Below are 25,890 nucleotides of genomic sequence, written 5' to 3'. Positions count from 1 at the left end.
TTTTCTTTAATAAATCAGGATAAATAGTTCGTTAGCGAAGTGTTTGGGCGAGATAGCTCAGTTTGAGCTGCCAGCGCTGCCAGCGGCTGGCCTTTTGCGATGATGAATTTCCCTGCACCGCCAGCTGGCGGATCAGCTGCTCCGGGCTCATCCACAGGCCGCTCTGCCAGTCGATATAGCGCGGATAGGCGACCAGCGTCAGGTAGACCAGCGCGGCCAGCGGCAGGGTGCGCTGACGGCGCTCGGCAGGGTGGATATCTTCGGTCAGCCCCCAGCCGCTGTAGAACGGCTGGCCCCAGGTGGTGACCTTCACCCCCTGCACCAGCGCCTCGAACCCGCTGAGGGAGGTCATGGTGTGCAGCTCGTCAACATGGGGATAGAGACTGGTCAGGCCGAGATCCAGCACCTGGCTGTCAACGCAGCTCGCCAGGCATTCGGCCGAGATCGCCCCGGCCCGGTTGCCCGCCACCACGTCCGGGTGCGGTTTAAACAGGATATGCGCCTCCGGCCTGGCGGCGCGTACCGCCCACAGCAGCTGTTCGTTGCTGCGGATCACCGGGCTGCCGGTGAGGATCGAGGCATCGCCATCGACCTGGCCCACCACCAGCACCAGCGCACGCCCGTCGCCAGGCGGCGTGAAGGGCTGCACGGTGCCGACGTTGTATTTGCTGACCCCATGCTGGCGCAGCAGCTCCACCAGCGCCGCGCCGCGTTCCAGCGCCTGCTCGCTGAGCGGCTGCTGATTGAGCAACAGCTCCAGCCCGCTCGGACGTCGGCTGTCAAAATAAATCCCCACCGGATCGATGGAGAGCGAAGAAGGGCGGCACAGGTTCGAACCCAGGCCCCGGGAGCGGATAAAACCATCTTCCACCCGGATCGGGTTCGTCAGTTCCGGGTGGCGGCTGCCCCAGACCAGCACCTGCTCATCGGCGGCCAGCTGTGCAGGTGGGGTGCGCACAAAGCGCAGCTCCTCAGCCAGCGGCTGGCAGAAGGCGCGCATAAAGGCGCGTTTCCACAGCGAGAAGCCCACCATATACAGGCGGCGATAGCGCGGAGCCGGGGTCAGCTGACCCGCGATAACCTCGAGCACCTGCTCCACTTCGCAACGCTGGCCCAGAACCGGATCCAGATAGCGGGGATAGAGGATTAAAGCCGCTGCCACCAGCTGCGGCAGGCCAATCTGCGCCTGGCGACGTTCACACTGTTTGCTGTCGTGGGTCAACCCCCAGCCGGCGTAGAACGGCATGCCGAAGCAGTACACCGCTTTGCCCAGCAGCAGGGCTTCAAACCCCATCTGCGAGGAGACGGTATAGACCGCCTCCACTTCCTTCAGCAGGGCATGGGGATGGCAGTGCTCGGTGACCCACTCCACGTCGTCCAGCTGCATCTGCGCCAGCACGCCGCGCTTCTTCCCCAGCCGGGTATCCGGATGGGTGCGCAGCAGCAGGCGGGCACCGGGATGGTTACGCCGTGCCGCCGCGACCATCGCCATGAAATCGTCAGGGCTGGCGAGCGCGCCGGGAATGGAGAGATCCCCTGCCACCTGGTCGATCAGCAGCACCTTTGGGCGAGCGTCGTGGTGCAGGCGGGTAGCCAGCGCGTCGGGCAGGCCGCCGTCTGCGGCATAACAGTTGTACTTGGTGATGCCCAGGCGCAGCAGTTCACACACCAGCGCTTCGGCGCGTGCCAGCATTCTGGCATCGCACGGCGTGGCAATCAGCTGCTCAAGGCGGCTCGGTTGGCGCGCGTCGTAGTAAATGCCCACAGGATCGGCGATCAGGGAGACGGCTTTGCCCCCTCTTGCGGGGTGGCCGATATACCCGATAAAGCCATCTTCCAGCTGCCAGTAAGGCAGGCCCAGCTCCTGGGCTTTCTGTTTGATCTGTCGGGTATTGGCTTTCTGGCCCCAGCCGACCAGCACATCGTCCTGCGCCAGCTGCATACCCATTTTAAAGGCGTGTAACGGGCGGCCAAGCATCGGCTCGAGCTGTGCTTTTCGGGCCAGGATCCCGGCTGAACCTGTGTAAAATTTCATGTGCGCTCTGTGCATCAGAAAACGCCCCGCGTCACTGCGGGGCGTGTGACTCAGAAGTACTCTGCGTCAGGGAAGGATTTGGCAACGCTGTCTTTGGCGGAGGTGAGGATCTCGCTGTCGATTTCTGGCCATGTAATCCCAATGGTCTCATCGTTCCAGCGGATGCCGCGATCGCTCTCCGGCGCATAGTAGTTAGTGGTTTTGTACAGAAATTCTGCGGTGTCGCTCAGGGTCATAAAGCCGTGGGCGAAACCTTCCGGGATCCACAGCTGACGCTTGTTCTCGCCGGAGAGATGCACGCCCACCCACTGACCAAAGGTCGGGGAGTATTGACGAATATCTACCGCCACGTCGAACACCTCACCGGCCACGCAACGCACCAGTTTGCCCTGCGCATGCGGTGCCAGCTGGTAGTGCAGGCCACGCAGTACGCCTTTAGAGGACTTAGAGTGGTTGTCCTGGACGAAGTTTACGCTGCGGCCAATGGCGGCTTCGAACTGCAGGTGGTTGAAGCTTTCGAAGAAGAAACCACGATCGTCGCCAAACACTTTTGGCTCAAAAATAAATACATCGGGAATTGCGGTCTGAATTACGTTCATGATGACGGCCTGATTCATAAATGGGGCATCACGCCCCAGGAAAAACGATAACTACTTAAGCATTTTCAGCAGGTATTGCCCGTAGGCATTCTTCGCCAGCGGCGCGGCTAACTTGCGCACCTGGTCGGCGTCGATAAACTTCAGACGGTAGGCAATCTCTTCAGGACAGGCCACTTTCAGCCCCTGACGGGTTTCGATGGTCTGGATAAAGTTGCTGGCCTCAATCAGGCTCTCATGGGTGCCGGTATCCAGCCAGGCATAGCCACGGCCCATCATGGCAACCGACAGATCCCCTTGCTCAAGGTAGATGCGGTTCACGTCGGTGATTTCCAGCTCGCCGCGCGGCGACGGTTTCAGGCTTTTGGCAATCTCAACCACGCGGTTGTCGTAGAAGTAGAGGCCGGTTACCGCATAGTTGCTCTTCGGCTCCAGCGGCTTCTCTTCGAGGGAGATCGCGGTGCCTTCACGGTCAAACTCCACCACGCCATAACGCTCAGGATCATGGACATGATAGGCAAAGACGGTGGCACCCGCCGTTTTGGAGGCGGCGGCTTCCAGCTGTTTCTGCAGATCGTGACCGTAGAAGATGTTGTCGCCCAGTACCAGCGCGCAGTCGTCGTCGCCGATGAACTCTTCGCCGAGGATAAAGGCCTGCGCCAGACCGTCCGGGCTTGGCTGCACTTTGTACTGCAGGTTCAGGCCCCACTGGCTGCCGTCGCCCAGCAGCTGCTCAAAGCGTGGCGTATCCTGCGGGGTGCTGATGATCAGGATATCGCGGATACCGGCCAGCATCAGGGTGCTCAGCGGGTAGTAGATCATCGGCTTGTCGTAGATCGGCAGCAGCTGTTTGCTCACCGCCATGGTGACCGGATAGAGACGAGTCCCTGACCCACCGGCCAGAATAATACCTTTACGCTTGTTCATAATCCTTCATTTCTTCTGTTTGGTTACCTGCACGGGGGAGGGCAAAAACGCCATAAACCAAGGCAGGCATAGCATACCTTGGTTTGCATTTACTTCCCGAGAATTTCAGCCATCATGCGATCGACGCCGATGGTCCAGTCCGGCAGCGTCATCCCGAAGGTGCGCTGGAACTTGCTGGTGTTGAGGCGTGAGTTATGCGGACGTTTTGCCGGCGTCGGGAAGGCGCTGGTCGGAACAGCGTTCACCTGGGTCACGGCCAGCTCAACGCCCGCGGCACGCGCGGTAGCGAACACCCGCTGGGCATAGTCGAACCAGGTGGTGGTGCCCGCGGCGATCAGGTGATACAGCCCGGCCACTTCAGGTTTATCCTGCGCGATACGGATCGCATGGGCCGTGCAGTCGGCCAGCAGCTCTGCCCCGGTCGGTGCACCAAACTGATCGTTGATCACCGACATCTCGCTGCGCTCTTTACCAAAGCGCAGCATGGTTTTAGCGAAGTTAGCGCCACGGGCGGCATAGACCCAGCTGGTGCGGAAAATCAGATGACGGGAGCAGAGCGCAGCAGCCTGCTCACCCGCCAGCTTGGTTTCGCCGTAGACGTTCAGCGGCGCGGTCTGGTCTGTCTCCACCCACGGCTTATCGCCGCTGCCGTTGAAGACGTAGTCGGTGGAGTAGTGCACCAGCCACGCGCCCAGCGCCTCGGCTTCTTTAGCGATAGCGGCAACGCTGGTGGCGTTGAGCAGCTCGGCAAAGTCGCGCTCGCTCTCGGCTTTATCCACCGCGGTATGGGCGGCAGCGTTAACGATCACGTCTGGCTTCAGCTGACGCACGGTCTCGGCCACGCCTTCCGGGTTGCTGAAGTCACCGCAGTAATCGGTAGAGTCAAAATCCACCGTCGTGATACGACCCAGCGGCAGCAGCGCGCGCTGCAGTTCCCAGCCCACCTGGCCATTTTTGCCGAACAGCAGAATATGCATCAGTTACGCTCCTGATAGTTCTTCGCGATCCAGTCCTGATAGCTGCCGCTTTTCACGTTGTTGACCCACTGCTGGTTATCCAGATACCACTGCACGGTTTTGCGGATACCGGACTCGAAGGTCTCCTGCGGCTGCCAGTTCAGCTCGTGGCTCATTTTGCTGGCATCGATGGCGTAGCGACGGTCATGGCCCGGGCGGTCAGTCACATAGGTGATCTGGTCGCGGTAAGAACCGGTTTTCGGCACTATCTCATCGAGCAGGTCGCAGATGGTGTGCACCACGTCCAGGTTCTGCTTCTCGTTGTGGCCGCCGATGTTGTAGGTCTCGCCTACCACGCCGGTGGTGACTACGGTGTAGAGCGCACGGGCGTGATCTTCAACGTACAGCCAGTCGCGGATCTGGTCGCCCTTGCCGTAGATCGGCAGCGCTTTGCCGTCCAGCGCATTGAGGATCACCAGCGGGATCAGCTTCTCGGGGAAGTGATATGGGCCGTAGTTGTTGGAGCAGTTGGTGACGATGGTCGGCAGGCCATAGGTACGACGCCATGCGCGCACCAGATGATCGCTGGAGGCTTTCGACGCCGAGTATGGGCTGCTTGGCGCATACGGGGTGGTCTCGGTAAACAGCGGCAACTCGGTGCCGGCGCTCACTTCATCCGGGTGCGGCAGATCGCCATACACTTCGTCGGTGGAGATGTGGTGGAAACGAAACGCCTGCTTGCGGGCTTCATCCAGCTCGCTCCAGTAGGCGCGGGCCGCTTCGAGCAGCGTATAGGTGCCGACGATATTGGTTTCGATAAAATCGGCCGGGCCGGTAATGGAGCGATCCACATGGCTCTCGGCGGCCAGATGCATTACCGCATCCGGCTGGTGGGTGGCGAAGACGCGATCCAGCTCCGCACGGTTGCAGATATCCACCTGCTCAAAGGCGTAGCGGTCGCTTGCGGCCACCTCGGCCAGCGATTCAAGGTTGCCCGCGTAGGTGAGCTTATCAAGGTTGATCACCGCATCCTGGGTATCACGGATGATATGGCGAACAACAGCAGAACCGATAAAACCGGCTCCACCGGTTACAAGGATTTTCATAAGCGTTTTTTACTTTTCTCTTGGATGAAATGTTCACCAGAACACAGTCTCTGCTATCCGTTCAGACCGTGTTTTAACGGCAGGCACAGGTGGAAACAAGGCCTGATGCAGGTTGGGAATAACAGCTTTCCCATACTGTCCTGTTTTAACTCATTAATGAGTAAGTGTATTCCTTCGCATTATTCGCCAGAGTCTGACGTTTTTGCCCGGAATTGACCAACAGCGATAAGGCGTCGATCCACTTTTGCGGATCGTTGTTCAGCAGCACGCCATTGATATTTTGTTCGATAAAGTCGCTGTACGGGGCGCAATTACTGTAAACCCCCACCGCGCCCATGCGTACGAAATCATAAAATTTTACTGGCCCGCGCGCCATATTAAATTCCGACTCCAGTAACGGGGCCAGACCAATATCAACCCGATGATGCTGAGTGTAATCCAGATAGTTCTGCCAGGTCATCGGGTGTAATACCGTTACCCGCGGTAAATCACGGTAAAGTTTATAAATTTCATGTTCGCCAAAAATTTCGAAGCTGGCCTGCGGGCACTTCCTCAGCACGCCTTCAACCACCTCCCGCAGCCAGTATTTTTCTGCCTGGTGCGAACTGGAGCCGTGATAGGCAATTTTTACCGGCCGGGTCACGGCCAGCAGCCGCGGCGTGGGCTGGGCGGGCACCACATCGGGATTGAGGTGCGCATATTTGTTGGCCAGATAGGGCGTCGAGACCCAGATGGTGTCGCAATGGGTGGTGATCCAGCGGTGCTGTGCCGCAGAGCGCCGGATGATTTTCGTCCGGTAGGCTTTGGGCAATGCCGTTAAGGCGGACGGATCGAACAGATCGTCGTCCATAAAATAGACCACCTGGGAGAGGTCATCGATGTTGCGTACAATCTCGCGCTGCCACTCGGTGGAGATAAAGCGAATAACCACGATGGCGGTCCCTTTATCCACCTCGATGGCCGGCGTGGTTAAGGTATTCACCAGCTGACAGACAGCATCGGGAAAACGACTTCTGATCGCCGCTTCAAAATAGGCCAGCGTCGGGGAATCTCCCTCATGCAGGATCAACAGCGAGTGGCACTCGGGCCAGCTGTCCGACGGCGTCTCGCTGTTTTGCTTTTTCAACTTCAGATACGGTTTAAAGAGTGCCTTTCTGATCAGTTCGTCCATGGCAACACCACATTAGGAGTATGACTTAACGAGAAATCGGGTCGGTCGTAGCTCAGGTTGGGATTGTATGCGGGATCGTGCTTGAGCCGCTGCGCCCAGCGTTTTTTCATGTAGCGCAGCTCACCCCGGGAGCGCGCCAGCTGTTCTGGCGTGACATCTTTGCCGCGGGAGACCGACTCATGATGGTACAGCTCGGCAAAGGGGGTCCAGACGATCCGCCAGCCCGCCTCACCAACACGCAGACAGTAATCCACGTCGTTGAAGGCCACCGGCAGATTCACTTCATCCAGGCCGTTCAGGGATAAAAAGAGCTGGCGAGGAGTGAGCAGACAGGCCGCCGTCACCGCCGACAGTTCCTGGGCGCTCACCGCCCTGCGCTGGTAGCCGGGCTCATCGGCAGCGAGCCCACTGTGAAAGTGATCCGCGCAGCCACCTGGCCCAACCGCGTCGCCCGCATGTTGAACACGGCCATCGCCGTAGAAGAGCCTCGCCCCGACTATCCCGACGCCCGGACGCAGCAGGTGAGAGACCATCTCATCCAGCCACAAGGGATTGATCACTTCGGTGTCGTTATTAAGCAGGCAGATAAGCTCGCCCGTGGCCTCGCGTACCCCGGCATTGTTAATGGCGGAGTAGTTAAACGGACGGTCCCAGGCGATAACCCGAACCCCGTACGCCTGGGTGATATGTTCGAAATAGGCCAGGGTTTCAGGGTCGTCGCTCTGGTTATCCATCACCATAATTTCGATATTCGGATAACGGGTGTGCTGCACCAGGCTTTCAATGCACGGCCTGAGATGCGCCAGGCCATTGCGGGTGGGAATAATCACCGATACCCGCGGCAGCTCTGCCGGGAGCGGCCAGCGCCAGCGACAGATGCCGTGCGGAGCCGACTCCAGCGTCACCCCGACGGGTAGGTCCTGCAGCAGGCTTGCCAGCGTTTCGTAGCCGTCCTGCTGCGGGAGCGTGTCCGGGACGTGCATCAGCAGGGCAGGGATGTGCGCGATATCCTGCGGCGCAAGCCGGTGGGCCAGCTGCAACCACCCGCGATAGCTCTCGGCCCCATCCTGCGGGATAGCGGCGGTACCCTGTTCCCGCCACAGGCCGCACCAGCCGATATAGTTCTGACTGTGCAGCAGGGTTTCGTTCCAGTCCGGCTTGAAGTCCGGCGAGTGGCGCTTGCCTTTTTCATCCAGCAGATCGTGATCGCCGTAGATCCATTTTGCGTGCGGGGTCTGGCGCAGCTGGTGCGCCAGCCACACCAATGCTGCCGGAGCCAGTTCAGCGCCCACGGGAATGGCCCATTGCCATTCACCCTCAGGCCTGTCCGCCACAGGCGGCTGTTCCAGCACGGTGATATGCGTTGCCGGATAACAGAGCGCCGCAATACTCGCCAGCGTGCGCTGACGCGCCTCATCATCACCGCCGTTCACCAGATGCAGGCAGACGCGGGGCAGGTTGCCCCAGCGGGCCAGCAGACGATCGATCAACCGGCGCTCTCCGGGCTGCACGGTATCGAAATTAGCCAGCCAGTGTTCGTAGGCGTGCAGTGGCCTGTCGTCACGGATTTTGCCCACCAGCTCGTAAGCCTGCTGTAAATCGGTAAACCACAGGTGCCAGGACAGCCCCAGACGCTTGCGCTTTTGCGCATTCAGACGCTGATAGAAAGGCCACACCCGGCGCAACCGGCGCCAGAGGCTCTTGCCCGCCGACACCTGTGCGAAGCGGGTAATATTCAGCTGGCATTCCGCCCCTTCGCTACTCGCGAGCAGCCCCACCTGGCAGGCACCCACCGGCAGCCAGACCAGCTCCTGCAGGGTGCCGCGGCGGGTAATTGGCAGGATCTGCTCATGCCAAATGCCCTGACACAGCCAGCGCAGGCGGGTTTCACCCCGCGGCTGGCGGGCACGCAGGGTGCCCTGTATCAGGAACCAGCCCGCGCGGGATAAAGAGGTGTCTGGAAGCGCCAGAGGGTGCCAGTGGTAATCGCTATGCATTAGAGGATTCACAACCCGGAAGTGGAGAAGGCCACTTCTGACTCCTGTCGAATAAGGGGAAAACGTCGATTAGCCGATTAACTTTTTAACACGGGTCGCCAGCCAGGAGTCGTTCTTCTGCGGACTCTCTTGTTCTGGCAAGGCATCCAGCTGTGCCTGTAACGCTGCCATTTCTGCTTTGACTTTCGGGACCAGGGCGGCCGCCAGCAGGCAGGTTTCGTCGTTACGATCGTGGGCTTTGAAATAGGCTTTGTGTTTTACGCGGTTTGCCGTAGCGGCACTGCCGCGCAGGTGTTTACCGAGCAGGAACTCTTCGAGGGATTTAACCACATAGTGGTTCACCCGCACGCCATTCCAGACCACTTCTTCACTGACGCCGTTGCCGTGTTTTGCATGTAAAACGAGATCGTTGCCCAGCGTATCGATGTAGCGGCCATAACGCAGATCGGCGTGATGGGGATTGTTAAAGTGATTTACGCTGTTGGGTCTTACGATGCTCTTAAAATTCTTATTGGCATTAAATTTCTGAGGGGCGCGTTGGGTAAAGCGCTCGGTTACTAACCCTTCTTCGGCAAACAGTTCGCCGTTTGAGCCGAAGTTTGACCAGTTAAGGGCGACAGCACTGACGGAGGGATCGCTAAACCATTCGGTCAGACTGGAGTCTATGCCCTGCTCAGGATCAAGTGGCACCAGGAACTCGTCGGCATCGATAAAGGCCAGTAAATCGATATCTGTACTACAACTGCGTAAAATTCGTTGATAGGCGGGCAACTGCGGCTTTTGCCCTTCGACATTGGGAAAATCCAGCACAGTTGCTATGCCCAGCCTTTCCAGCCCATCAAGAAAGGCTCGCGAACCATCATTACTGCCGTTATCCGCAATAATAAACCCGCTTACACCTACGACCCTGTGGTATGCAATCCACTCAAGCAGGGCTTCCATTTCGTTTTTAATAATTGCGGCAACAAATAATTTCAAAATGCATTCTCAATCAAAAAATGTGTGACAGTATTACCTGTACGCATTGTTAATAAAGAGGGGAATAGCCCCTCTTTTTCAGGGCATTTCAATCTGAGCCAAATAGATCGCGGGTGTAAACCTTGTCGGCGACATCAGCTAAGTCGCGGGCCATTCGGTTGCAGAGAATTACATCGCTGATGGCTTTAAATTCTGCAGCATCGCGAATGACGCGGGAGTTAAAGAAGGTATCTTCTTTGATGGCTGGTTCGAAGACGACGACCTCGATTCCCTTGGCTTTTATCCGCTTCATAATCCCCTGAATGGCGGAAGAGCGGAAGTTATCGGAGCCCGCTTTCATGACCAGACGGTGGATGCCTACAACCTTAGGCTTACGGGCGATGACGCTGTCGGCAATAAAATCCTTACGAGTAGTATTAGCGTCGACAATCGCACGGATTAGGTTGTTAGGCACTTCCTGATAGTTGGCTAACAACTGCCTGGTGTCTTTCGGCAGGCAGTAGCCGCCATAGCCAAACGAAGGGTTGTTATAGTGCGTGCCAATACGCGGATCCAGACCAATGCCTTCGATAATCTGACGGCTGTCCAACCCATGCGACTGAGCGTAGGTATCCAGTTCGTTGAAATACGCAACTCGCATGGCGAGATAGGTATTAGCAAACAACTTGATGGCTTCGGCTTCGGTACTGCCCGTTAACAGCACCTGCACATCTTTTTTAATGGCACCTTCTTTCAGCAGATCGGCAAAACGCTGCGCCCGCTCGCTGCATTCTCCCACCACGATGCGTGACGGATAGAGGTTGTCATACAGAGCGCGTCCTTCACGCAGGAACTCTGGTGAGAAGATTAAGTTCTCGGTACCACATTCCTGACGCATACGTTCGGTAAAGCCCACCGGGATGGTGGACTTAATGATCATGACGGCATGCGGGTTAATACTCATCACATCGCGAATCACGGCTTCGACGGTGCTGGTATTAAAGTAGTTTGTCTTTGGATCGTAATCGGTCGGGGTGGCGATAATGACAAATTCAGCGTCCTGATAGGCTTCGACTTTGTCCAGCGTGGCCCGAAGATTAAGAGGCTTGTTGGCTAAGTAATCTTCAAGTTCTTTATCTGCGATTGGGGAATGGTGTTGGTTAATCTGGGCGACTTTCTCGGTTATTACGTCTAAAGCTGTTACTTTATGATGCTGCGCTAGTAACACTGCGTTAGAAAGTCCAACATATCCTGTACCGGCAATAGCAATGTTCATAAGCTCAACATTCCTTTTAAAATTATTTTTTTCACAGATGGAAAAAAAGATTCGTGTTGACAATCCTATTTAAATTTTTCTTAAAATAATTTAATTCAATCAAAATACGTATTATTTAAATAATTATGGGGAAGACAATGCTATTTCGCTTTAGGTAAAATTGATAGATAAGCATCGCTTAATCTGTGCTTAAATGCTTCTGGACTAAAGCGTGAAATAGCAATCATTTGCCCGTAACATCCTAATTCTTCTATGAGCTCTGGGTGATTACAAAGATAATTCAAGCGTTGAACAACCCCATCAATATCTCTAAAGTGAACCAAAAAACCAGTGCTGCCATTTTCAACAAGCTCTGGTAACGCTCCCCATCGATAGCAAATAACCGGTTTGGCAGCGAGCATGGCCTCAGCGACAGTACGTCCAAAGGACTCTTGAAAATGAGAAAGGTTTAGTAAAATATCCAAATGTACGAATGCTTGCTCAGGGGTATTGCAATATCCTAACACTGAGATATTTTCAGGCAAATCCCTTTTTAAAGCTTTTACATGTTCATTGATCGGGCCGATAAGTACAAATTGTAAAGGCAGATTAAGGTCTTTTGCTGCAGAAGCTATAGCCAAAAAATCTTTTAGCCCTTTTTTTGGAAGATTACTGCTTACCATGCCAACACGTATTAATTCATCTTTATTAAAACTCCGCGCTCGCCATATACATCCAAGCTCAGCGGTATTGACTACAGTTTTAAGATTGCCATTAAAACCCGTTTTTAAAACACATTCAGCTGTATATTCTGAATTTGCCAAAACTAAGTCTGCATCCAGCAGATATTTTATGTCAAAATAACCGTCTATAGATTGACGGAGTTCGGTGTCCCATTCAAGTAACTCACGTACATGGAGAATTGATTTAATCCCTTGTTGGCGAGCAGATAATAAAGGGGCTCTATTGACTAACGTATTTACATGTACGGCATCTACATTAAAATGTGCTATAATTCTAGAATATGCCTCAAGTGCGATTGGCCAAATTTCCGCATCTTGTTGCCATGGGCTTGGCAATAAAACTATATCGCTACACCAAGGATTTAAAATATTTATATAGGCTGCATTGCGCTGCGGTAAAGTTATTATTAGCCGATAACCAAGTTGAAAGATTGCTTTAGCTAAATCAAATAAACTCCGTTCTGCTCCAAAACGTTGTGGACCAGATGCATGGCCACATAATAAAACACAAGGTGTATCCTTTGATACTGCTTGTTGTCCACGAATATAGGGCCAAACTCTATCGCCAAGCTCAATTACTGAGCGTTCGATTACTTCTGGTACAGGAAAATGGCGTTTTTTAGGCACATAAGGCATGAACCAATCGTTGGTTTTCACACATTCTTGATGCCATGCATGAGCAGCTTCCATGTATTCTTTACGCACACCCCCATATTGGGTTTTCCAATGGGTCTGTGGTTGCATGGTTAAGCTGTTTTCGTGGCGTCTACCTAATGCAAGTGGAACTCCAGGTAGGACTTCGACAATGCTATCAGGACCATATGCTGCTAGAATTCGATAATAATATTCAGTATCAGCATTGATAGATACCCTGTCCCAATATCCCAATCTTTCAATTACTTCACGGCGAATCATTAAAGATGATACGTTGCGGTGTATGACTGAACCATCAGGCTTAGTTTCAAAAAACATATCTGATGAACATCTTGCCCAATGCGATACACTGGCGACAGCATTTGGGTTATCCAATAATGCCTGAACTTGTAACTCAAACTTTTGAGGATGGGACCAATCATCTGAATCGTGAACTGTAATAAATTCACCAGATGATTCATTTATTCCAAGGTTTCTTGAACCATAAGTCCCAAGATTTGTATAGTTATTAAATAATAATTCACCTTGGTGAAGGGTTGTAGTATCGAAGGCATTGTGAGAATCATTTATAATAATTATTTCTTTGTTTGAATAAGATTGATTCCTTATCGAATCTAATGCAGTATAAAGGTATTGGTAATTGTCCAAAAAAGGGATTACAACACTCAGTTTATATTCAGTTTTAGCAGGCAGGACGTTCTTTATTAAATTAACAGGAGATGAGTTTAAATCTTCAAATGATTTAAAAAATAGGTATTGTTCCAAATTTATATTAATGTTTTTTTTGTTATACATCTAATGTGTAACCATATGGAAGCATGCTTATTAATTTTATTTTTTCAGATTCATCACTGTTGATGATGTCATCTATGCAACGATTATGGAATGCAACACTACGGGTTTGTCCTTTTGATATTAACTCGCTTAAATTTTTGTTGTAAATGTCTTGCTTAGACCAGAATATGAAATCGTGATTTTTAGTTGGTCTATATAAATTCGAGATATCATATTGGCTATGAATATATGATGAGTAGAAGTAAAACTCAGTATATTTATTTATATTAGCTCTAAAGAAAGAATAAAAGTTTTCTTCTTCTTTTGCTTCTACTGTAGAAATTATATTTCTTGTGATTTCATTAATGAATACGAAGGGAGTTACTGTGGGTAAGGTATTCTTAATGTGATAGCGATAATCAGTATTAAAGTATTCAGCGCAAGAGATATAAGCATTTCCTCGATTACTACCTAAATGGCTTTCTTGAGAGCCAATAGGCATGACAGCTCGCCCATCTTTTTCGTAAAACTCTGAAATAGAGAAATCCCTAATAAAATAGTGTTTACTATCGATAAGAATTGTGAAATTAAACTTGCTAATAGATGATAAATATAGTTTGAGTAATTGTTGCTGTTGCCAGCCATTGCATTTTTCTAATCCATCAATCGATAGATTGCTGGCTGAATTCCAACTTAAATTAGGAAGCGTATTTTTAAATGGACTTATTATGTCATCGAGATTCACGTTATCCTGAGAGATAATACATATTGAAGTATTTTTCTCAGTAAGTCTTAACGCTATACTGGATAACAATTTCTTCAGCATCTCGTGTTCTTTTTTATAGGTTATTATCCCTAACTCAGCCTTGAAGTTAAAAATTTCAGGCGCATTATCTTTACTATAAAAAAAGGTTGGATATATATAATTATCATAACGGTATGATTCAATAAACTGGTAGATGTTTGACATCGGATATTGATTTAACTGTTCTTTGCTAGAGTCCCACCATTTGGATCTATTTAACTTGTTGATTACTTCCACTTCAAACCGGGATGATATTTTCTTCGCTGGGACGCCCCCGAAAATACTATAGTCTGGAAGATCTTTGGTTACAACGGAATTTGAGCCTACAACACAACCGTTACCAATAGTAACTCCTGGTAATATTATGGCCCCATCTCCAATCCAAACATCGTGGCCAATTATAACGTTATTAACTCTACTTGAAATATGGACATTATTTTGCTCATTCTCGCTATATGCAGTAGATTTTACCCCTCTTAAATGCGGCGACGTAGATAATCCAGCCATGGAGTGCATACCGGCGCCAATTGTTACCCTTCTACCAATTGAGCAGTAACGGCCAATGGCTATATTGCCACGTAAGTATCCTCCATCATTTATATATGAATGAGCCCCAACAAAAAGCTGGCCACCGCCAATGTGAGGAGACTGGATTTTAACGTCATTTTCAAAAAAGCCATATGTTTTGGGAAGCACTGATATATTTAATTCATCTAATGAATTTGTATTTATGTTATGGCTGGAATATTCTTGGAGAATATTATTTTTGAATAGATTTATCTTGAAGTTATATTCCATGTAAATGTCCGAATTTGTTTTTTGATTATTTGCGAAACTAGAATTTTAAATTAAATAATTTTTAACTCATGGCTCTATCTTGAGGGAGGGGATTACCATACTATTTATAGGAGCAATGAAAGTTCATTTTTTATAAAGCGATAGTCATGCAATAACAGCTCCATAAAAATAATGAATACATAAGTATTACACAATAATCACTGTGAGGTTTTATTGGTTAAAAATAATGTAATTACAATATCTTTCAAAATATATAGCAATAGATTATATTTTATTTATTCTAATTTCAATTGGGTTTTGGGGAACGATTAAGCTTTTTCCCAATCAAATTATAATGTTCAAATGGCTTGAGTATGGTTTTAAGAACATCTGGATATTTTGTCACATACCATTGTTCGTCGAATTGATCCCGAGGAAGATCGTTAAAATCAAGCTCGCCTTTCTCATGCAGCATATCTTTTTTAGGTATTGAGCTTGTAGTATTAGGATGTGATTTATTTTTCTTTAATTTGCTATTTTCCGAAGATAAAGAATGGACTTTTTGTAATAGATTACAGTACATAATGTTATTTATTTTATGATAAGAAAATTCATCTTCTAAAAATTTACACCCTAGTTCTGGATAGCTTTTGATGATTTCTTCTAGTTGTCGTTTGTTACTGTCAGTATCTTCATTGGTGGTTTGCCACAGGCCAACTTCTTGCGTACCCTCAATTTGATTAGGTGTTAAGAAGTAACCATGATTTAAAGCAACAATCTTCCTATTGTTTAACAGGCTCATGCATCTGAACCAAAGATCATCACCGTGAGCAGCCAATTTCATAAATGCTGAAATATTCGCGACTTCAGGATGAAGAGCTTTAGGTGGATAAAGAATACCACCAACTCCAATCGGTAATAAATTCAACAATGGTTGTCCTATTTGATCTTTAAATATGTGTACCCATTTGGTATATGGTAACAATTCTCTATCTTGTATTAAAATATTTCTGGCTACATGAGTGATTACCTCATTCGGATTATCAAAATGAGCTAAAATTAATCTTTCTAGTTGATCATTCGGATAATAGATATCATCATCAAAGGTAACTATAGTTGCTTCAGGATATAATTGCAGAGTTGGGATTAATTTTTTATAACTTTTATAATTTGCACAAAATCGTACTTCAAAAATTTCTGACTCTAGGTCTTTTAAATTTGATGGTAATTCTGTTCGAGTGATTTCTTTCTCATCGAGCCATAAAATTATTTTATCAGCCAATATAGTTTGTTTGAGCAATGACTGAATGGTTAAATGTACAGTTTGGATCCGTTTACTAAAGCTTGTCAAAGATACAATGATTTTCTGTTCGCTTTTATAAAGTTTTTTCAATGAGTATAAATAATTTGCAGGATCATTTTGATATTGGCTTATTGCATATTTTTTTAGTTTTAATTTTTCATTTTTGATAAACTCAGTAATATTAACCTCATCCTGTTTAACTAATTTAGCTACTTCTTCATATTGGGTTAGCAATATATCAATCAATTCTATATGTCGGGTAATATCTTGTATGCTTTTTTGATTAGTAACGGATGTTGAAGATAATGTATAATTATACAGGGTTCGATCAAAATGTGATTTTGAACTTATAAATAGTTTTACTAAGTTAAACATGAAAAAATCATTATGCCGATATAAATATAAATCTGATGGTATTATATCAGCAGCTTTTTTGAGAATTGATGTTTTAGTTATTCTGGTATAAGGTCGATAATCCGAGTTGAATTTCCATTTGATTAATGGTTGATTTTTACTCCAGTCATAAAATTGTCTTTTAAGCTCTCCATGCTCACTATAATCATTTGATCCAAAAGTAAGCATATCTGGATAATCCTTTGCTTTTAATGCTCTGGATAATTCACCGACAGCAGAAGGAATAATATGGTCATCACTATCTATAAACCAAACGTATTGAGATTTTGCATATTGCACAGCGTTCTTACGTGCCTGCAATGCAGATTTATTTTTGTCATGGCAAATTAAATTAATTCTTTTATCTCGTGTCATATACTCTTTAATAATAGCTAGAGTATTATCACTCGAGTTGTCATCGACTATAATTATATCTAAATCTTTATAAGTTTGAGATATACACGAACTAAGACATTTCTCTATTGTTTTTTCTGCATTGTAAGAAATTATTACTAAAGTGAATTTCATATTACAGTACCTTTATTTCCCTATTTTCTTTGATGCCAAACTTTATATAATGTAATAATGGGTTCATTCCAGCGACATTAACATCTTCATATACTTGTAAATACCAATTTCCGTCAAAATCCGGAGACGGATTAGTTTTTAAAACTAAACTGTGTTCTAAGTAGTGACCAGCTGCACCAAATTTATGGGAAGATGATTCTGGATAGTTTTTCAAATACCAGTCGTTATTAAAAAGCTCAGACTGTCGAATAATAGCTACATTTTGTAAAAATTGCCGTGATTTTACTTTCTGATGTTTAATTGAAGTAAGTTTGTTTTTGAGACGACTGGTAAGGGTATCTTGAGGTCTAATATCTATAACGCTTTGTTTTTTATGCAGCATGTCTATCTTGTTTTTATAATCTTTTTCATTTTCGACAAGTAAGTTAGCTAATATAGCTAGCTCCTCAAATCTCTCTTCTAATGATTGCTTTAGCATAGATTCCGAATGAATTAGAGAGGATATTTTATTTGCGGCTATAATTTGATCTCTTTCAAGCATTGAAATAAAATCGTTATTATTCTGAATTTTATTTTGCATATCAGACAGCTTAAATTTTAATGCTTGATTACATCTTTCCAAATTTTCTTTTTCGATCTCAAGCTCTTGAATTAGCTTTATAAATTGCTGCTGATCTATGTTAGGTTTATCATTGGTAGTGTTTTCGAAAGGTATTTTTTCTTTTAATAATGAGTTATTACTTATTTCAGTTATTTCAGTTATCGGCGTAGATAGGCTTTCTTGATTTAAGTAATACAAATCTCCTGAGGCAAATTGTTGCGCAGTATGCGCTATTTCGCTAACGCAGTCATAAGATGCTGGTTCTAAAGTATGACTAGTAATACCTCTATCGGATGAGTTTACCAAAGTTGAAGTAATATGATTGTTTGATGATATTTTAGATTTGAACTTTTTTTTTCTGGTCATTCTATTAGCTATCCTGTGAATATAATCCGTATTTTTAATAACAAAAGTGACTCAGCCGATTGAGAGATTGGATAAAAATAATTTCTGGGTGAGATATAGTGGATTATATAGACTATTGTATGTGTGGTTTTAATTAAATGTAATAAATGGATTTAATTTTTAATTCTCCAAATACGTTGGCGATTTTATATTTTGGTTTGTTAAGTTGTTGAAATAATTTAATTTTTTAATGGTGCTACAGAAATTTTATTTAGTCTTGATGCTCACGCAAAGTAGCTAACCCCATCACTATTAACCCATAAAGCAAGCATAGCAATACACCAATCGTGGCTAAGTTGTATAGACGGCGAGGATATTCAGCATCTTCCGCAAGAGTGGGTTGGCTCACTACTAAAAGATGCTTTAGTTTCCGATACGCTTCGACTCTGGCCTGTTCTAGGCTGATAAGGCCAGTTTTATAGAGATCAGCTGCTAGTGTTGCTTGTGTTTGAACATCCATGTAGCGGGCAGTGATTTCATTCATTGCATCTTTGTCTACCCCAGTAAGTTTGGATTGTTCCTGAACCAATTGCTGGTTTAAGGCATCCACTCGGGTCTGCACAGAGACGACGGCAGGTGCGGTTTCTTTCATATAGCTTTGTAGCTGTTTTAACTGAGCTTGTTGCTGCGCTAGTTGAGCTTCTATCTGGCTGACTACTCCCAAGCGGGAACTACTGGTAGATTCTGGACTGATCAAATGATGTCTGTTTTGGAAGTCTAATACTTTTGCTTTCTCTGTTTGTACACGTTGATAAGCACGATCAACTTCTTTTTCGACAAACGCAAGTTGCTCCAGTGCCACTTGATGCCCTAGTTTGTTGATAAAGCTTTCTGATTCCTTCAACATCAGCGTGACAACACGTTGACCATAAACAGGATCAAACGCCTGTAGTTCTATCGTAAGTACGCCAGACAATTCATCCAAGCGCAATGATAAATGCTCTCGGTAATATTTAAGAAAATCTTCTCGGCTCACATCATTTGGCAAGCGGGACAGGTAATCCACACTATGGCTCTGGTAATGAGCTTTTAGAGCAAGTTCTTTGTCTAATTTATCTAGCAGATCTGGGGACTTGAGATAATCCTGAATTACTAAAACATCTTCATGATTACTACCTCCAATACCCAACATTGAAAGAGCATCAGGAAGCATTTTTATCTGATCTGCTTGCTTAACTACGAGTTCAGCCCGGCTTACATAACGGTCTGAGGCTATTATTCCAAAATAGATGGCAGCGATTGCAAAACAACTGACGACCCATTGGAAACTACCCAGCTTAAGTCTCCGTTTCCATGAGCGTTGTGCAAATTTAAAACCGCTAGAATCAATGATAAAATGTTTTGGCTTTGTTTTTAATTTCTGCAGTTTACGCATCAAACTGGAAGGTTTTTGTAAATAGGTTGGTTTGGTCATGATTTAAATTTGTTATAGATCCTGATAAATATGAATTGCGTCGTCAATGTTGTCAAATAATTCAAGTGTACTATTATAAAGTAAAATACCCATATCACACTGTTGACGTAAATTCTTCATATCATGCGATACCATTATCAGGCTGGCAGTCTCTCGTTTTTGATTAAAGGTATCAATGCATTTTTGCTTAAAGCGGGCATCACCTACTGACGTAATTTCATCAGTTAGGTAGATATCAAAATCAAACGCCATGCTGACCGCAAAAGAAAATTTTGATTTCATCCCGCTTGAGTATGCTTTTATCGGTAGTTCAAAATGTTGACCTATTTCTGAAAATTCCTTTACCCATTCCTCAATAGCACGCGTATCACGTACTCCATGAATCCTGCATACAAAGCGAGTATTTTCTCGGCCGGTCATACTCCCCTGAAATCCTCCGTTCAAAGCGAGTGGCCATGAGACACGACAATGGCGGGTGAGTTTCCCCTTGCTGGGCATATCCATTCCGCCTAATAAACGTAACAGTGTGGATTTTCCCGCCCCATTTGCACCCAAAATACCAATGTTTCGATCGCGAGGTAACGTAATGCTTACATCACGTAACACATAATTGCGGCCAAACTTTGTTGGGTAGTATTTTGATACATTATCTAGAACGATCATGCTTTTCGCCTTAGCTTGCAATTAGACTGCGATGACTCAGTCGGTAGCTGCTCATTGCAAAAGTCAGTAGTAGCATTGTTATGAAGGATAAGTAGACCCCACTGACATTTGGACTTATATAACCTGAAATCCATCCAGATCGAATAAGTTCGACAGCATGTACTAATGGATTCCATAAAAACCAATGTTGATACTGATTTGGTATAGTCGCAAGGGGATACATTACGCAAGAAATAAACATTAGCGGCATCATTATCAGATCTAGAAACTTTTTCGCTTCTTGGAATAAACTTCCAGCCACGCAAAATATTACACCTAGTGAAAAAGAAAAAATCATTAGTAGCAAATAGATCATAATAACTTGTAATGGATCGCTTGGTATAGCATCAAAACCAAACCAAACTAAGCCTAATATTAGAATAAAACCAACAACCATACCAATGATCACTTCGAGAATAAAACGGGCAATAAAAGTTGTAAATGGTGTCACCTGTCTATAACAAAAGAGCCCCATATTAGCACTAACGGCTGATTGCAGTTTGCTGACTACATTTCTAAAAAAAATAAAAGGCAAATAGCTAGTTGTAATAAATAGCGGTGCAGGTGCTCCGCCGAAGCCACTGTGCCCACGCATACCAAATATTAGGCTAAACGCGCAAATGATCAACAACGGATCTAACAGCGCCCAGGCATACCCCAGCCGGTAACTCCCAAATCGTGTTTTCAGTTCACGGATAAGCAGGCCAAACGTCACATCGCGCAGCACCTGGAACGAGCTGCGGGGCGTTTGATTGAGAACAGGTTTAAGCATAAGAAGGCCGATATAACACGGGCTCGCCCATCAGCGAGCCCGTCTTGAAGGGTTAGTTCAGGACCACGTTGGCCGCCACGGCAACCTGATAGATGACCTGGGTAATATCTTTGATGGACTGCATCATTTTGCTGTCCACTTTCGGCATGACCAGAATCTGATCGCCCGGCATCACATCACCGCCGTCTTTAAACTCCATCAGCCCGTTGGCATGTACCACCGCAATGCGCTTGTCGTTCGCACGGTCGGTAAAGCCGCCCGCCCAGGCCACATAGTCTTCCAGGCTGGCGCTTTTGTTGAAGACTACCGCCTGCGGCATCATCACTTCGCCACCTACCTGAATCAGGTCGGTCTTGTTCGGGATCACAATCTGATCGCCCTGTTCCAGCAGGATGTTGGCAATCACGCCTTTATCCGACACCACCACTTTACCCAGCGGCTGGATCTTGCGGGCTTTTTCCACGAAGCGCATCACCAGCTCGGCTTCTTTGGTGCGAATAGAGGCTTCACCGTCGGAGCTGGCTGGCGCGGTAAACACGCTGCGCTCCAGGCGGTTGAGGGAATCTTCCAGCATCTCTTTCTGCCGCGCGGCCACGCTCTTACGCATGATGTAGATCGAGCCGTAATCGGCCATGTTCGGGTCAATCGGAATGTGGTTCAGCAGATCGTGCAGGCGGGTCTCTTTACGCACGGTGAAGTAAGATGGCCCGCGGTAGCTGCCCATCACCTGCACGTCGTAAACCTGGGCATGCATATCGTCGTTAAACAGCACTTTGTCGCCATCGCTCAGCTGGATGCGGTCAAAATCTTTATACGGCATATAGACCGAGAACGGGCCGTTAGAGCGATCGCCAATCACCCCCACGTGGCTCACCTTGGCGAGCGGCAGGGCATAGTTGATCAGCTCAGAGCCCAGCGCGGTGCTGTTTTTTAACTCGAAGCGGAACGGGTTACGCACTTTACCGGCCACGTTGATCATTGGCCCCTGCGGTTCCACCAGAATCACGTCCTGATCCTTCAGCGACAGCTTCGGCATTTTGCCCTGCTGCATAAACTCGTACAGGTCGATTTGCTGAACGACCCGGTTCTGACGCAATACCTTAATATGACGATAGCTACCACGGTCGGAGTCGATACCCCCTGCGCGTTTCAGAAAATATAAAACGCTATCGGATGACTGGCCGGCATATTGGCCCGGACGGATCACCGGGCCGGTCACAAATACGCTGACCGGGGTGGCGGTAAGTAAATTTACGTAAACATTAACGTTATTGGTGAATACTTCGCTGATGTGGCTGGTGACTAGGTTATTAACTTTACTGGCGGCCACGTTTTTGACATTTATCGGCCCGACGTCAGGAATGAAAATATTGCCCTGGTTGTCAACCGTAACTACGTTGGAAAAATTGACGGCGCCCCAGATCCAGATATTCAGCTTATCGCCGGGAGCGATCAGGTAATTATCGTTTAAGCCGTCGCTGCGCTCGGTTTCATAGCCGCCGGCAAACAGGTTGGCACCGTAAGGAGGGGGCAGGCCGGACTCGGATTGCGGGAGGAGTTTACGCACGTCGGACTCGCCCGGCAGTAACATGCCCTGGCGGTTTTGCTGCGCAAAGGTACCGGTAGTGGAGGAGGTATTTGCCTGGCCGCTCATCGCTTGTTCACCGCCAAGCTGCAGGCGACCGTCGCCGGTATCTGCCGGAGCGTTCATACCAAAGGCCTGGGCATCTTCCTTAGTGGGGGCAGCAAAGGCCGCGCAGGAGGCGCAGGCCAGCAACAGAATGGCACTCAATTGCCGAAATTTCGTTATTTTCACAACATTTCTCTTCAAAATTATTGCACTGCAAGCAGGTTGCTGGCTGACGCCTGTTCCAGTTGCGGTACCAGATACCAGGTATCACCGTTCTTGCAGGTCACGCCATGCTGTGACTGGTTGTAGTTCCGGTTACGTAGCAGTTCAATGCATTCCAGACCCAGGGCGGAGACATAACGCTGGCCCAGAATCCAGGTGTTGCCGTTGGCGCTCAGCGCGGCGCCCTGGGGCAGGGTGTTCAGAGGTTGTTGCAGGTTAGCGGACATGGTCTGGAGATCGGTAGAAGCGGCCGGATTAACAAGCGGTCGGGAGGCTTCAACCTGCTTCGGTGAATATGCACAGCCGCTCAGTATGAGGGCGAGCGAAATCACCAGAAGGCGAGTTGCGTTCTTCATAGCTTAATATTTCCAATAATTCTGAAACTGGAATGCGAAATAAAATGTCGATGGTAGTCAGCTGGGGTTAATAGCAAACAGCTGAGACGTCGTGCTGGCGCAGGAAAAGCAAAAAAACGCAGAAGTAAAGCAAGGAATAGCAAAAAAAGGGTAGGCTACCGCACGGAAAATCACGATTCCGGTTAAGATATGTTCAATTTGCTCAAGGTTGCTGCCACAAAAAAACTATTCAGTAAACAACTAAATCGTTTTTTTATTATTCATGAAAGTGCTTTTATGCGGCGAAGATTACATAATTTTGCAGATTGTGTCATTTCAAATTTAAGAAAAGTGCTCTTAAACAGGGGAAAAGTCCGAAAGACTATTAACTCTGGTGGGTTGAATAAATACGAATATTCGATATTAGTTTCTGGCGGTGATTGTTTCATATATTAGTGAGTAGAAACAAATAAGCGCCAGCCGGAAATTCGGCTGGCGAAGGGGGGTTAAGCGGTCATTTCTTGTTCAATCAACACCGGATGAAATCTGCGCTTAAAGTAAATCAGGCCGTGTCCCTCCTGGCTTACGAGGATATTTTTGATCGCCACCAGGTACACAAGATGGGTGCCGATGGTCTGGACCTGGCTTATTTCACCTTCCAGGCTCGCCAGCGCTCCTTTCAGTACCGGCTGGTCCAGCTGACCCTTTTGCCAGCAGGAGAGGGTAAACCGCTCTTCCATTGCCATACCGGTCATCCCGGCAAAATGGCGTGCCATTAACTCTTGCTCGTGATTGAGCACGTTAATACACAGCTTGCCGTTGCCCTGAAATACCGGGTTCATGGCGCTGTTGGCGTTCAGGCACACCATCACCGACGGTGGGGTATCCGTCACCGAGCAGACCGCAGTAGCCGTAATGCCGCAGCGTCCGGCTTCGCCATCGGTGGTAATCACATTGACCGCCGCAGAGAGGCTGGCCATTGCGTCGCGAAAACGCAGGCGTTGTTTATCATGTTGCATCTTGACCTCCCGCTGCGTTATTTCAGCAGCTTGTCCAGCAGGTTGATATCGGTATTGTTGTGCAGGTGCGGAACCGTCCAGCCGTTCTGGTCGTACTCGGACAGGCAGCGGTCGACCATCGCCATCATTTTGTCCATGTTGCCGGAGGTCTGCGCCTGGCGCAGGCACTGCAGGCGGATTTCGTCCTGGCTACCGGAGTAGTTGATCTCATACAGCTCGTGGCGGCCGCCGAACTCGCTGCCGATGGCATCCCACATCAGTTTCAAAATCTTGATGCGTTCGACGTGGTCCATGCCGTTGGAGCCGCGCACGTACTTCGCCAGGTATTTGTCGATCTGCGGATTGTTGAGATCCCGGGCGCTGGAGGGCAGGTAGATCAGGCCGCTGGTGACGTTGCGCTCGATGATGTTTTTGATTTTGGCATAGGCCATCGGGGCCATGACGCGGTAGGTTTGCAGTGCCGCGTGGTCCGGCAGGTATGCGCCGTTCACCCACGGGGTCGCTTCCGAGCACATGGAGTCGCTCAGCGCCCAGAACATATTGCGCCAGGCCACCACTTCACCGAGATCGGCCTGCACGCCGCGGAACTCAGAGGTACCGGTACACTCCAGCGATTTCTTCAGCAGGGCAGTGATGAAGTCGAGCTTCACCGCCAGACGCACGCAGGCCTGCAGCGGATACATGCGGGCGAAACCGCCTTCCATGGTCCAGCGACGGCAGCGGTCGAAATCGCGGTAGATCAGCACATTCTCCCACGGGATCAGCACGTTATCCATCACCAGGATCGCATCGTTTTCGTCGAAGCGGCTGGTGAGCGGATAGTCATAAGGAGAGCCGGTCGCACCCGCCACCAGCTCGTAGGAGGCGCGGGAGATCAGTTTCACGCCTTCGGCATCCATCGGGGCGACAAACATCAGGGCGAAGTCCGGGTTATCGCCCATCACCTGCGCCGAGCCAAAGCCGATCATGTTGTAGTGGGTTAACGCCGAGTTGGTGGCGACCACTTTCGCCCCGCTGACGATGATCCCGGCGTCGGTCTCTTTTTCCAGCTTGATATAGACGTCTTTCACTTCATCGGCTGGTTTATGGCGATCGATCGGTGGGTTGACGATAGCGTGGTTAAAGTAGAGGCCGCTCTCCTGAATGCGGGTGTACCAGTTGCGGGCGTTCTGTTCGAACTGACCATAAAAGGCCGGGTTAGCGCCGAGGGCGCAACCGAAAGCGGCTTTGTAGTCCGGGGTACGACCCATCCAGCCGTAGCTCAGGCGTGACCATTCGGCGATGGCATCGCGCTGCTGGCGCAGGTCGTTGGCACTTTTCGCCACGCGGAAGAACTTATGGGTGTAACCGCCGCTACCGGTATCGGTGTTCCAGCACAGCGTGTCCTGCATGTCGGGTTTGTGCAGCGCGTCGTACAGCTGTGCGACCGAGGCCGCCGCATTGCGAAACGCCGGATGAGTGGTCACATCTTTCACGCGCTCGCCGTAGATGTAGATCTCCCGGCCATCCTGCAGGCTCTTTAAGTACTCTTCGCCGGTTAACGGACGGGTGGTGCTGGCGCGGAAATCTTCAGGTTTCATAGGGACCTCGTATCGGAATAGGTTTGTTAAATTTATGTTTTGTTTTTGTTGTTTAATTGAAGCCTGAGAGAGGCGGGACGTGAAGGGACGAATGGGTCAACGACGGGTACTTTTCAGGCGGGTGTAAGAATTGTGATCGGGGCGGGGTTTGATGGGGGAATGGTGCGGTCTGCTTGCCGGGTGGCGCTGCGCTTACCCGGCCTACGGTTTGAAAGCGTGCGCCGGACGGTTCC

20 protein-coding genes are annotated in these 25,890 nt (G+C 48.6%); all 20 read right to left on the bottom strand.

What is annotated here, in order from left to right; all coding sequences use genetic code 11:
* Positions 1-31 precede the first annotated feature (31 nt).
* The 20 genes from V7Q49_RS12650 to hpaB all read right to left on the bottom strand — a co-directional run bounded on the left by V7Q49_RS12650 (position 32) and on the right by hpaB (position 25,657).
* Complete coding sequence (locus V7Q49_RS12650; protein ID WP_333852338.1) at positions 32-2,035, bottom strand: capsular polysaccharide biosynthesis protein; 2,004 nt, start codon at positions 2,033-2,035, stop codon at positions 32-34.
* 50 nt (positions 2,036-2,085) lie between these two features.
* Positions 2,086-2,634 (bottom strand): dTDP-4-dehydrorhamnose 3,5-epimerase, encoded by a 549-nt coding sequence (gene rfbC, locus V7Q49_RS12645; RefSeq protein WP_333852336.1) that lies wholly within the window; start codon positions 2,632-2,634, stop codon positions 2,086-2,088.
* A 51-nt stretch (positions 2,635-2,685) separates the two neighbouring features.
* Complete coding sequence (gene rfbA, locus V7Q49_RS12640; RefSeq protein ID WP_333852335.1) at positions 2,686-3,558, bottom strand: glucose-1-phosphate thymidylyltransferase RfbA; 873 nt, start codon at positions 3,556-3,558, stop codon at positions 2,686-2,688.
* 89 nt (positions 3,559-3,647) lie between these two features.
* Positions 3,648-4,535, bottom strand: a complete 888-nt coding sequence (gene rfbD, locus V7Q49_RS12635; RefSeq protein ID WP_333852334.1) for a dTDP-4-dehydrorhamnose reductase — start codon at positions 4,533-4,535, stop codon at positions 3,648-3,650.
* Positions 4,535-5,620, bottom strand: coding sequence for a dTDP-glucose 4,6-dehydratase (gene rfbB, locus V7Q49_RS12630; protein ID WP_333852333.1), 1,086 nt, complete (start codon positions 5,618-5,620; stop codon positions 4,535-4,537). Before rfbB ends, rfbD begins: the two co-directional genes overlap by 1 nt.
* A 145-nt stretch (positions 5,621-5,765) precedes the next feature.
* Positions 5,766-6,791, bottom strand: coding sequence for a glycosyltransferase family 1 protein (locus V7Q49_RS12625; protein ID WP_333852331.1), 1,026 nt, complete (start codon positions 6,789-6,791; stop codon positions 5,766-5,768).
* The gene (locus V7Q49_RS12620; protein ID WP_333852329.1) at positions 6,779-8,788 is read right to left on the bottom strand and encodes a glycosyltransferase family 2 protein; all 2,010 of its coding nucleotides are present in this window, start codon (positions 8,786-8,788) and stop codon (positions 6,779-6,781) included. The genes V7Q49_RS12625 and V7Q49_RS12620 overlap by 13 nt, the downstream gene beginning before the upstream one ends.
* Before the next feature lie 69 nt (positions 8,789-8,857).
* Positions 8,858-9,766, bottom strand: a complete 909-nt coding sequence (locus tag V7Q49_RS12615) for a glycosyltransferase family 2 protein (RefSeq protein WP_333852327.1) — start codon at positions 9,764-9,766, stop codon at positions 8,858-8,860.
* Between the two features lie 88 nt (positions 9,767-9,854).
* Complete coding sequence (locus V7Q49_RS12610; RefSeq protein ID WP_333852325.1) at positions 9,855-11,021, bottom strand: nucleotide sugar dehydrogenase; 1,167 nt, start codon at positions 11,019-11,021, stop codon at positions 9,855-9,857.
* Between the two features lie 140 nt (positions 11,022-11,161).
* Positions 11,162-13,192 carry a glycosyltransferase gene (locus V7Q49_RS12605; protein WP_333852323.1) on the bottom strand — a complete coding sequence of 677 codons (2,031 nt, stop codon included), beginning with the start codon at positions 13,190-13,192 and terminating at the stop codon, positions 11,162-11,164.
* Positions 13,185-14,774, bottom strand: coding sequence for a CatB-related O-acetyltransferase (locus tag V7Q49_RS12600; protein WP_333852321.1), 1,590 nt, complete (start codon positions 14,772-14,774; stop codon positions 13,185-13,187). The genes V7Q49_RS12605 and V7Q49_RS12600 overlap by 8 nt, the downstream gene beginning before the upstream one ends.
* A 286-nt stretch (positions 14,775-15,060) precedes the next feature.
* Positions 15,061-16,977, bottom strand: coding sequence for a glycosyltransferase family 2 protein (locus V7Q49_RS12595; protein WP_333852318.1), 1,917 nt, complete (start codon positions 16,975-16,977; stop codon positions 15,061-15,063).
* A gap of 1 nt (position 16,978) precedes the next feature.
* Positions 16,979-17,944 carry a hypothetical protein gene (locus V7Q49_RS12590; RefSeq protein ID WP_333852316.1) on the bottom strand — a complete coding sequence of 322 codons (966 nt, stop codon included), beginning with the start codon at positions 17,942-17,944 and terminating at the stop codon, positions 16,979-16,981.
* A 250-nt stretch (positions 17,945-18,194) separates the two neighbouring features.
* Complete coding sequence (locus V7Q49_RS12585) at positions 18,195-19,397, bottom strand: sugar transporter (RefSeq protein ID WP_333852314.1); 1,203 nt, start codon at positions 19,395-19,397, stop codon at positions 18,195-18,197.
* Positions 19,398-19,409: 12 nt separating this feature from the next.
* The gene (locus tag V7Q49_RS12580) at positions 19,410-20,060 is read right to left on the bottom strand and encodes an ABC transporter ATP-binding protein (RefSeq protein WP_333852312.1); all 651 of its coding nucleotides are present in this window, start codon (positions 20,058-20,060) and stop codon (positions 19,410-19,412) included.
* Positions 20,061-20,070: 10 nt separating this feature from the next.
* Positions 20,071-20,814, bottom strand: a complete 744-nt coding sequence (locus V7Q49_RS12575) for an ABC transporter permease (RefSeq protein ID WP_333852310.1) — start codon at positions 20,812-20,814, stop codon at positions 20,071-20,073.
* A gap of 109 nt (positions 20,815-20,923) precedes the next feature.
* A complete protein-coding gene (locus V7Q49_RS12570; RefSeq protein WP_333852308.1) occupies positions 20,924-22,687 on the bottom strand; it encodes a polysaccharide biosynthesis/export family protein in 1,764 nt (587 codons plus the stop codon).
* A 17-nt stretch (positions 22,688-22,704) separates the two neighbouring features.
* Positions 22,705-23,079, bottom strand: a complete 375-nt coding sequence (locus V7Q49_RS12565) for a hypothetical protein (RefSeq protein WP_333852306.1) — start codon at positions 23,077-23,079, stop codon at positions 22,705-22,707.
* Positions 23,080-23,564: 485 nt separating this feature from the next.
* Entirely contained in the window at positions 23,565-24,077 is a 513-nt protein-coding gene (locus tag V7Q49_RS12560) for a 4-hydroxyphenylacetate 3-monooxygenase reductase subunit (protein WP_333852304.1), read from the bottom strand.
* Positions 24,078-24,094: 17 nt separating this feature from the next.
* Positions 24,095-25,657, bottom strand: coding sequence for a 4-hydroxyphenylacetate 3-monooxygenase, oxygenase component (gene hpaB, locus V7Q49_RS12555; protein WP_333852302.1), 1,563 nt, complete (start codon positions 25,655-25,657; stop codon positions 24,095-24,097).
* Between the last annotated feature and the right edge of the window lie 233 nt (positions 25,658-25,890).

This window comes from Leclercia sp., assembly GCF_036780805.1.
GTDB lineage: Bacteria > Pseudomonadota > Gammaproteobacteria > Enterobacterales > Enterobacteriaceae > Enterobacter.
Note: the sequence above shows the minus strand (reverse complement) of the source record. Positions and strands in the feature narration are given on the sequence as shown.

Bases quoted from the DNA above. Each gene is read 5' to 3' on its own strand.
- hpaB (WP_333852302.1), bottom strand. From the start codon at position 25,657: ATGAAACCTGAAGATTTCCGCGCCAGCACCACCCGTCCGTTAACCGGC.
- V7Q49_RS12625 (WP_333852331.1), bottom strand. From the start codon at position 6,791: ATGGACGAACTGATCAGAAAGGCACTCTTTAAACCGTATCTGAAGTTG.
- V7Q49_RS12650 (WP_333852338.1), bottom strand. From the start codon at position 2,035: ATGAAATTTTACACAGGTTCAGCCGGGATCCTGGCCCGAAAAGCACAG.
- V7Q49_RS12600 (WP_333852321.1), bottom strand. From the start codon at position 14,774: ATGGAATATAACTTCAAGATAAATCTATTCAAAAATAATATTCTCCAA.
- V7Q49_RS12565 (WP_333852306.1), bottom strand. From the start codon at position 23,079: ATGAAGAACGCAACTCGCCTTCTGGTGATTTCGCTCGCCCTCATACTG.
- rfbB (WP_333852333.1), bottom strand. From the start codon at position 5,620: ATGAAAATCCTTGTAACCGGTGGAGCCGGTTTTATCGGTTCTGCTGTT.
- V7Q49_RS12610 (WP_333852325.1), bottom strand. From the start codon at position 11,021: ATGAACATTGCTATTGCCGGTACAGGATATGTTGGACTTTCTAACGCA.
- V7Q49_RS12580 (WP_333852312.1), bottom strand. From the start codon at position 20,060: ATGATCGTTCTAGATAATGTATCAAAATACTACCCAACAAAGTTTGGC.
- V7Q49_RS12585 (WP_333852314.1), bottom strand. From the start codon at position 19,397: ATGACCAAACCAACCTATTTACAAAAACCTTCCAGTTTGATGCGTAAA.
- V7Q49_RS12590 (WP_333852316.1), bottom strand. From the start codon at position 17,944: ATGACCAGAAAAAAAAAGTTCAAATCTAAAATATCATCAAACAATCAT.
- rfbD (WP_333852334.1), bottom strand. From the start codon at position 4,535: ATGCATATTCTGCTGTTCGGCAAAAATGGCCAGGTGGGCTGGGAACTG.
- V7Q49_RS12560 (WP_333852304.1), bottom strand. From the start codon at position 24,077: ATGCAACATGATAAACAACGCCTGCGTTTTCGCGACGCAATGGCCAGC.
- rfbC (WP_333852336.1), bottom strand. From the start codon at position 2,634: ATGAACGTAATTCAGACCGCAATTCCCGATGTATTTATTTTTGAGCCA.
- rfbA (WP_333852335.1), bottom strand. From the start codon at position 3,558: ATGAACAAGCGTAAAGGTATTATTCTGGCCGGTGGGTCAGGGACTCGT.
- V7Q49_RS12595 (WP_333852318.1), bottom strand. From the start codon at position 16,977: ATGAAATTCACTTTAGTAATAATTTCTTACAATGCAGAAAAAACAATA.
- V7Q49_RS12620 (WP_333852329.1), bottom strand. From the start codon at position 8,788: ATGCATAGCGATTACCACTGGCACCCTCTGGCGCTTCCAGACACCTCT.
- V7Q49_RS12605 (WP_333852323.1), bottom strand. From the start codon at position 13,192: ATGTATAACAAAAAAAACATTAATATAAATTTGGAACAATACCTATTT.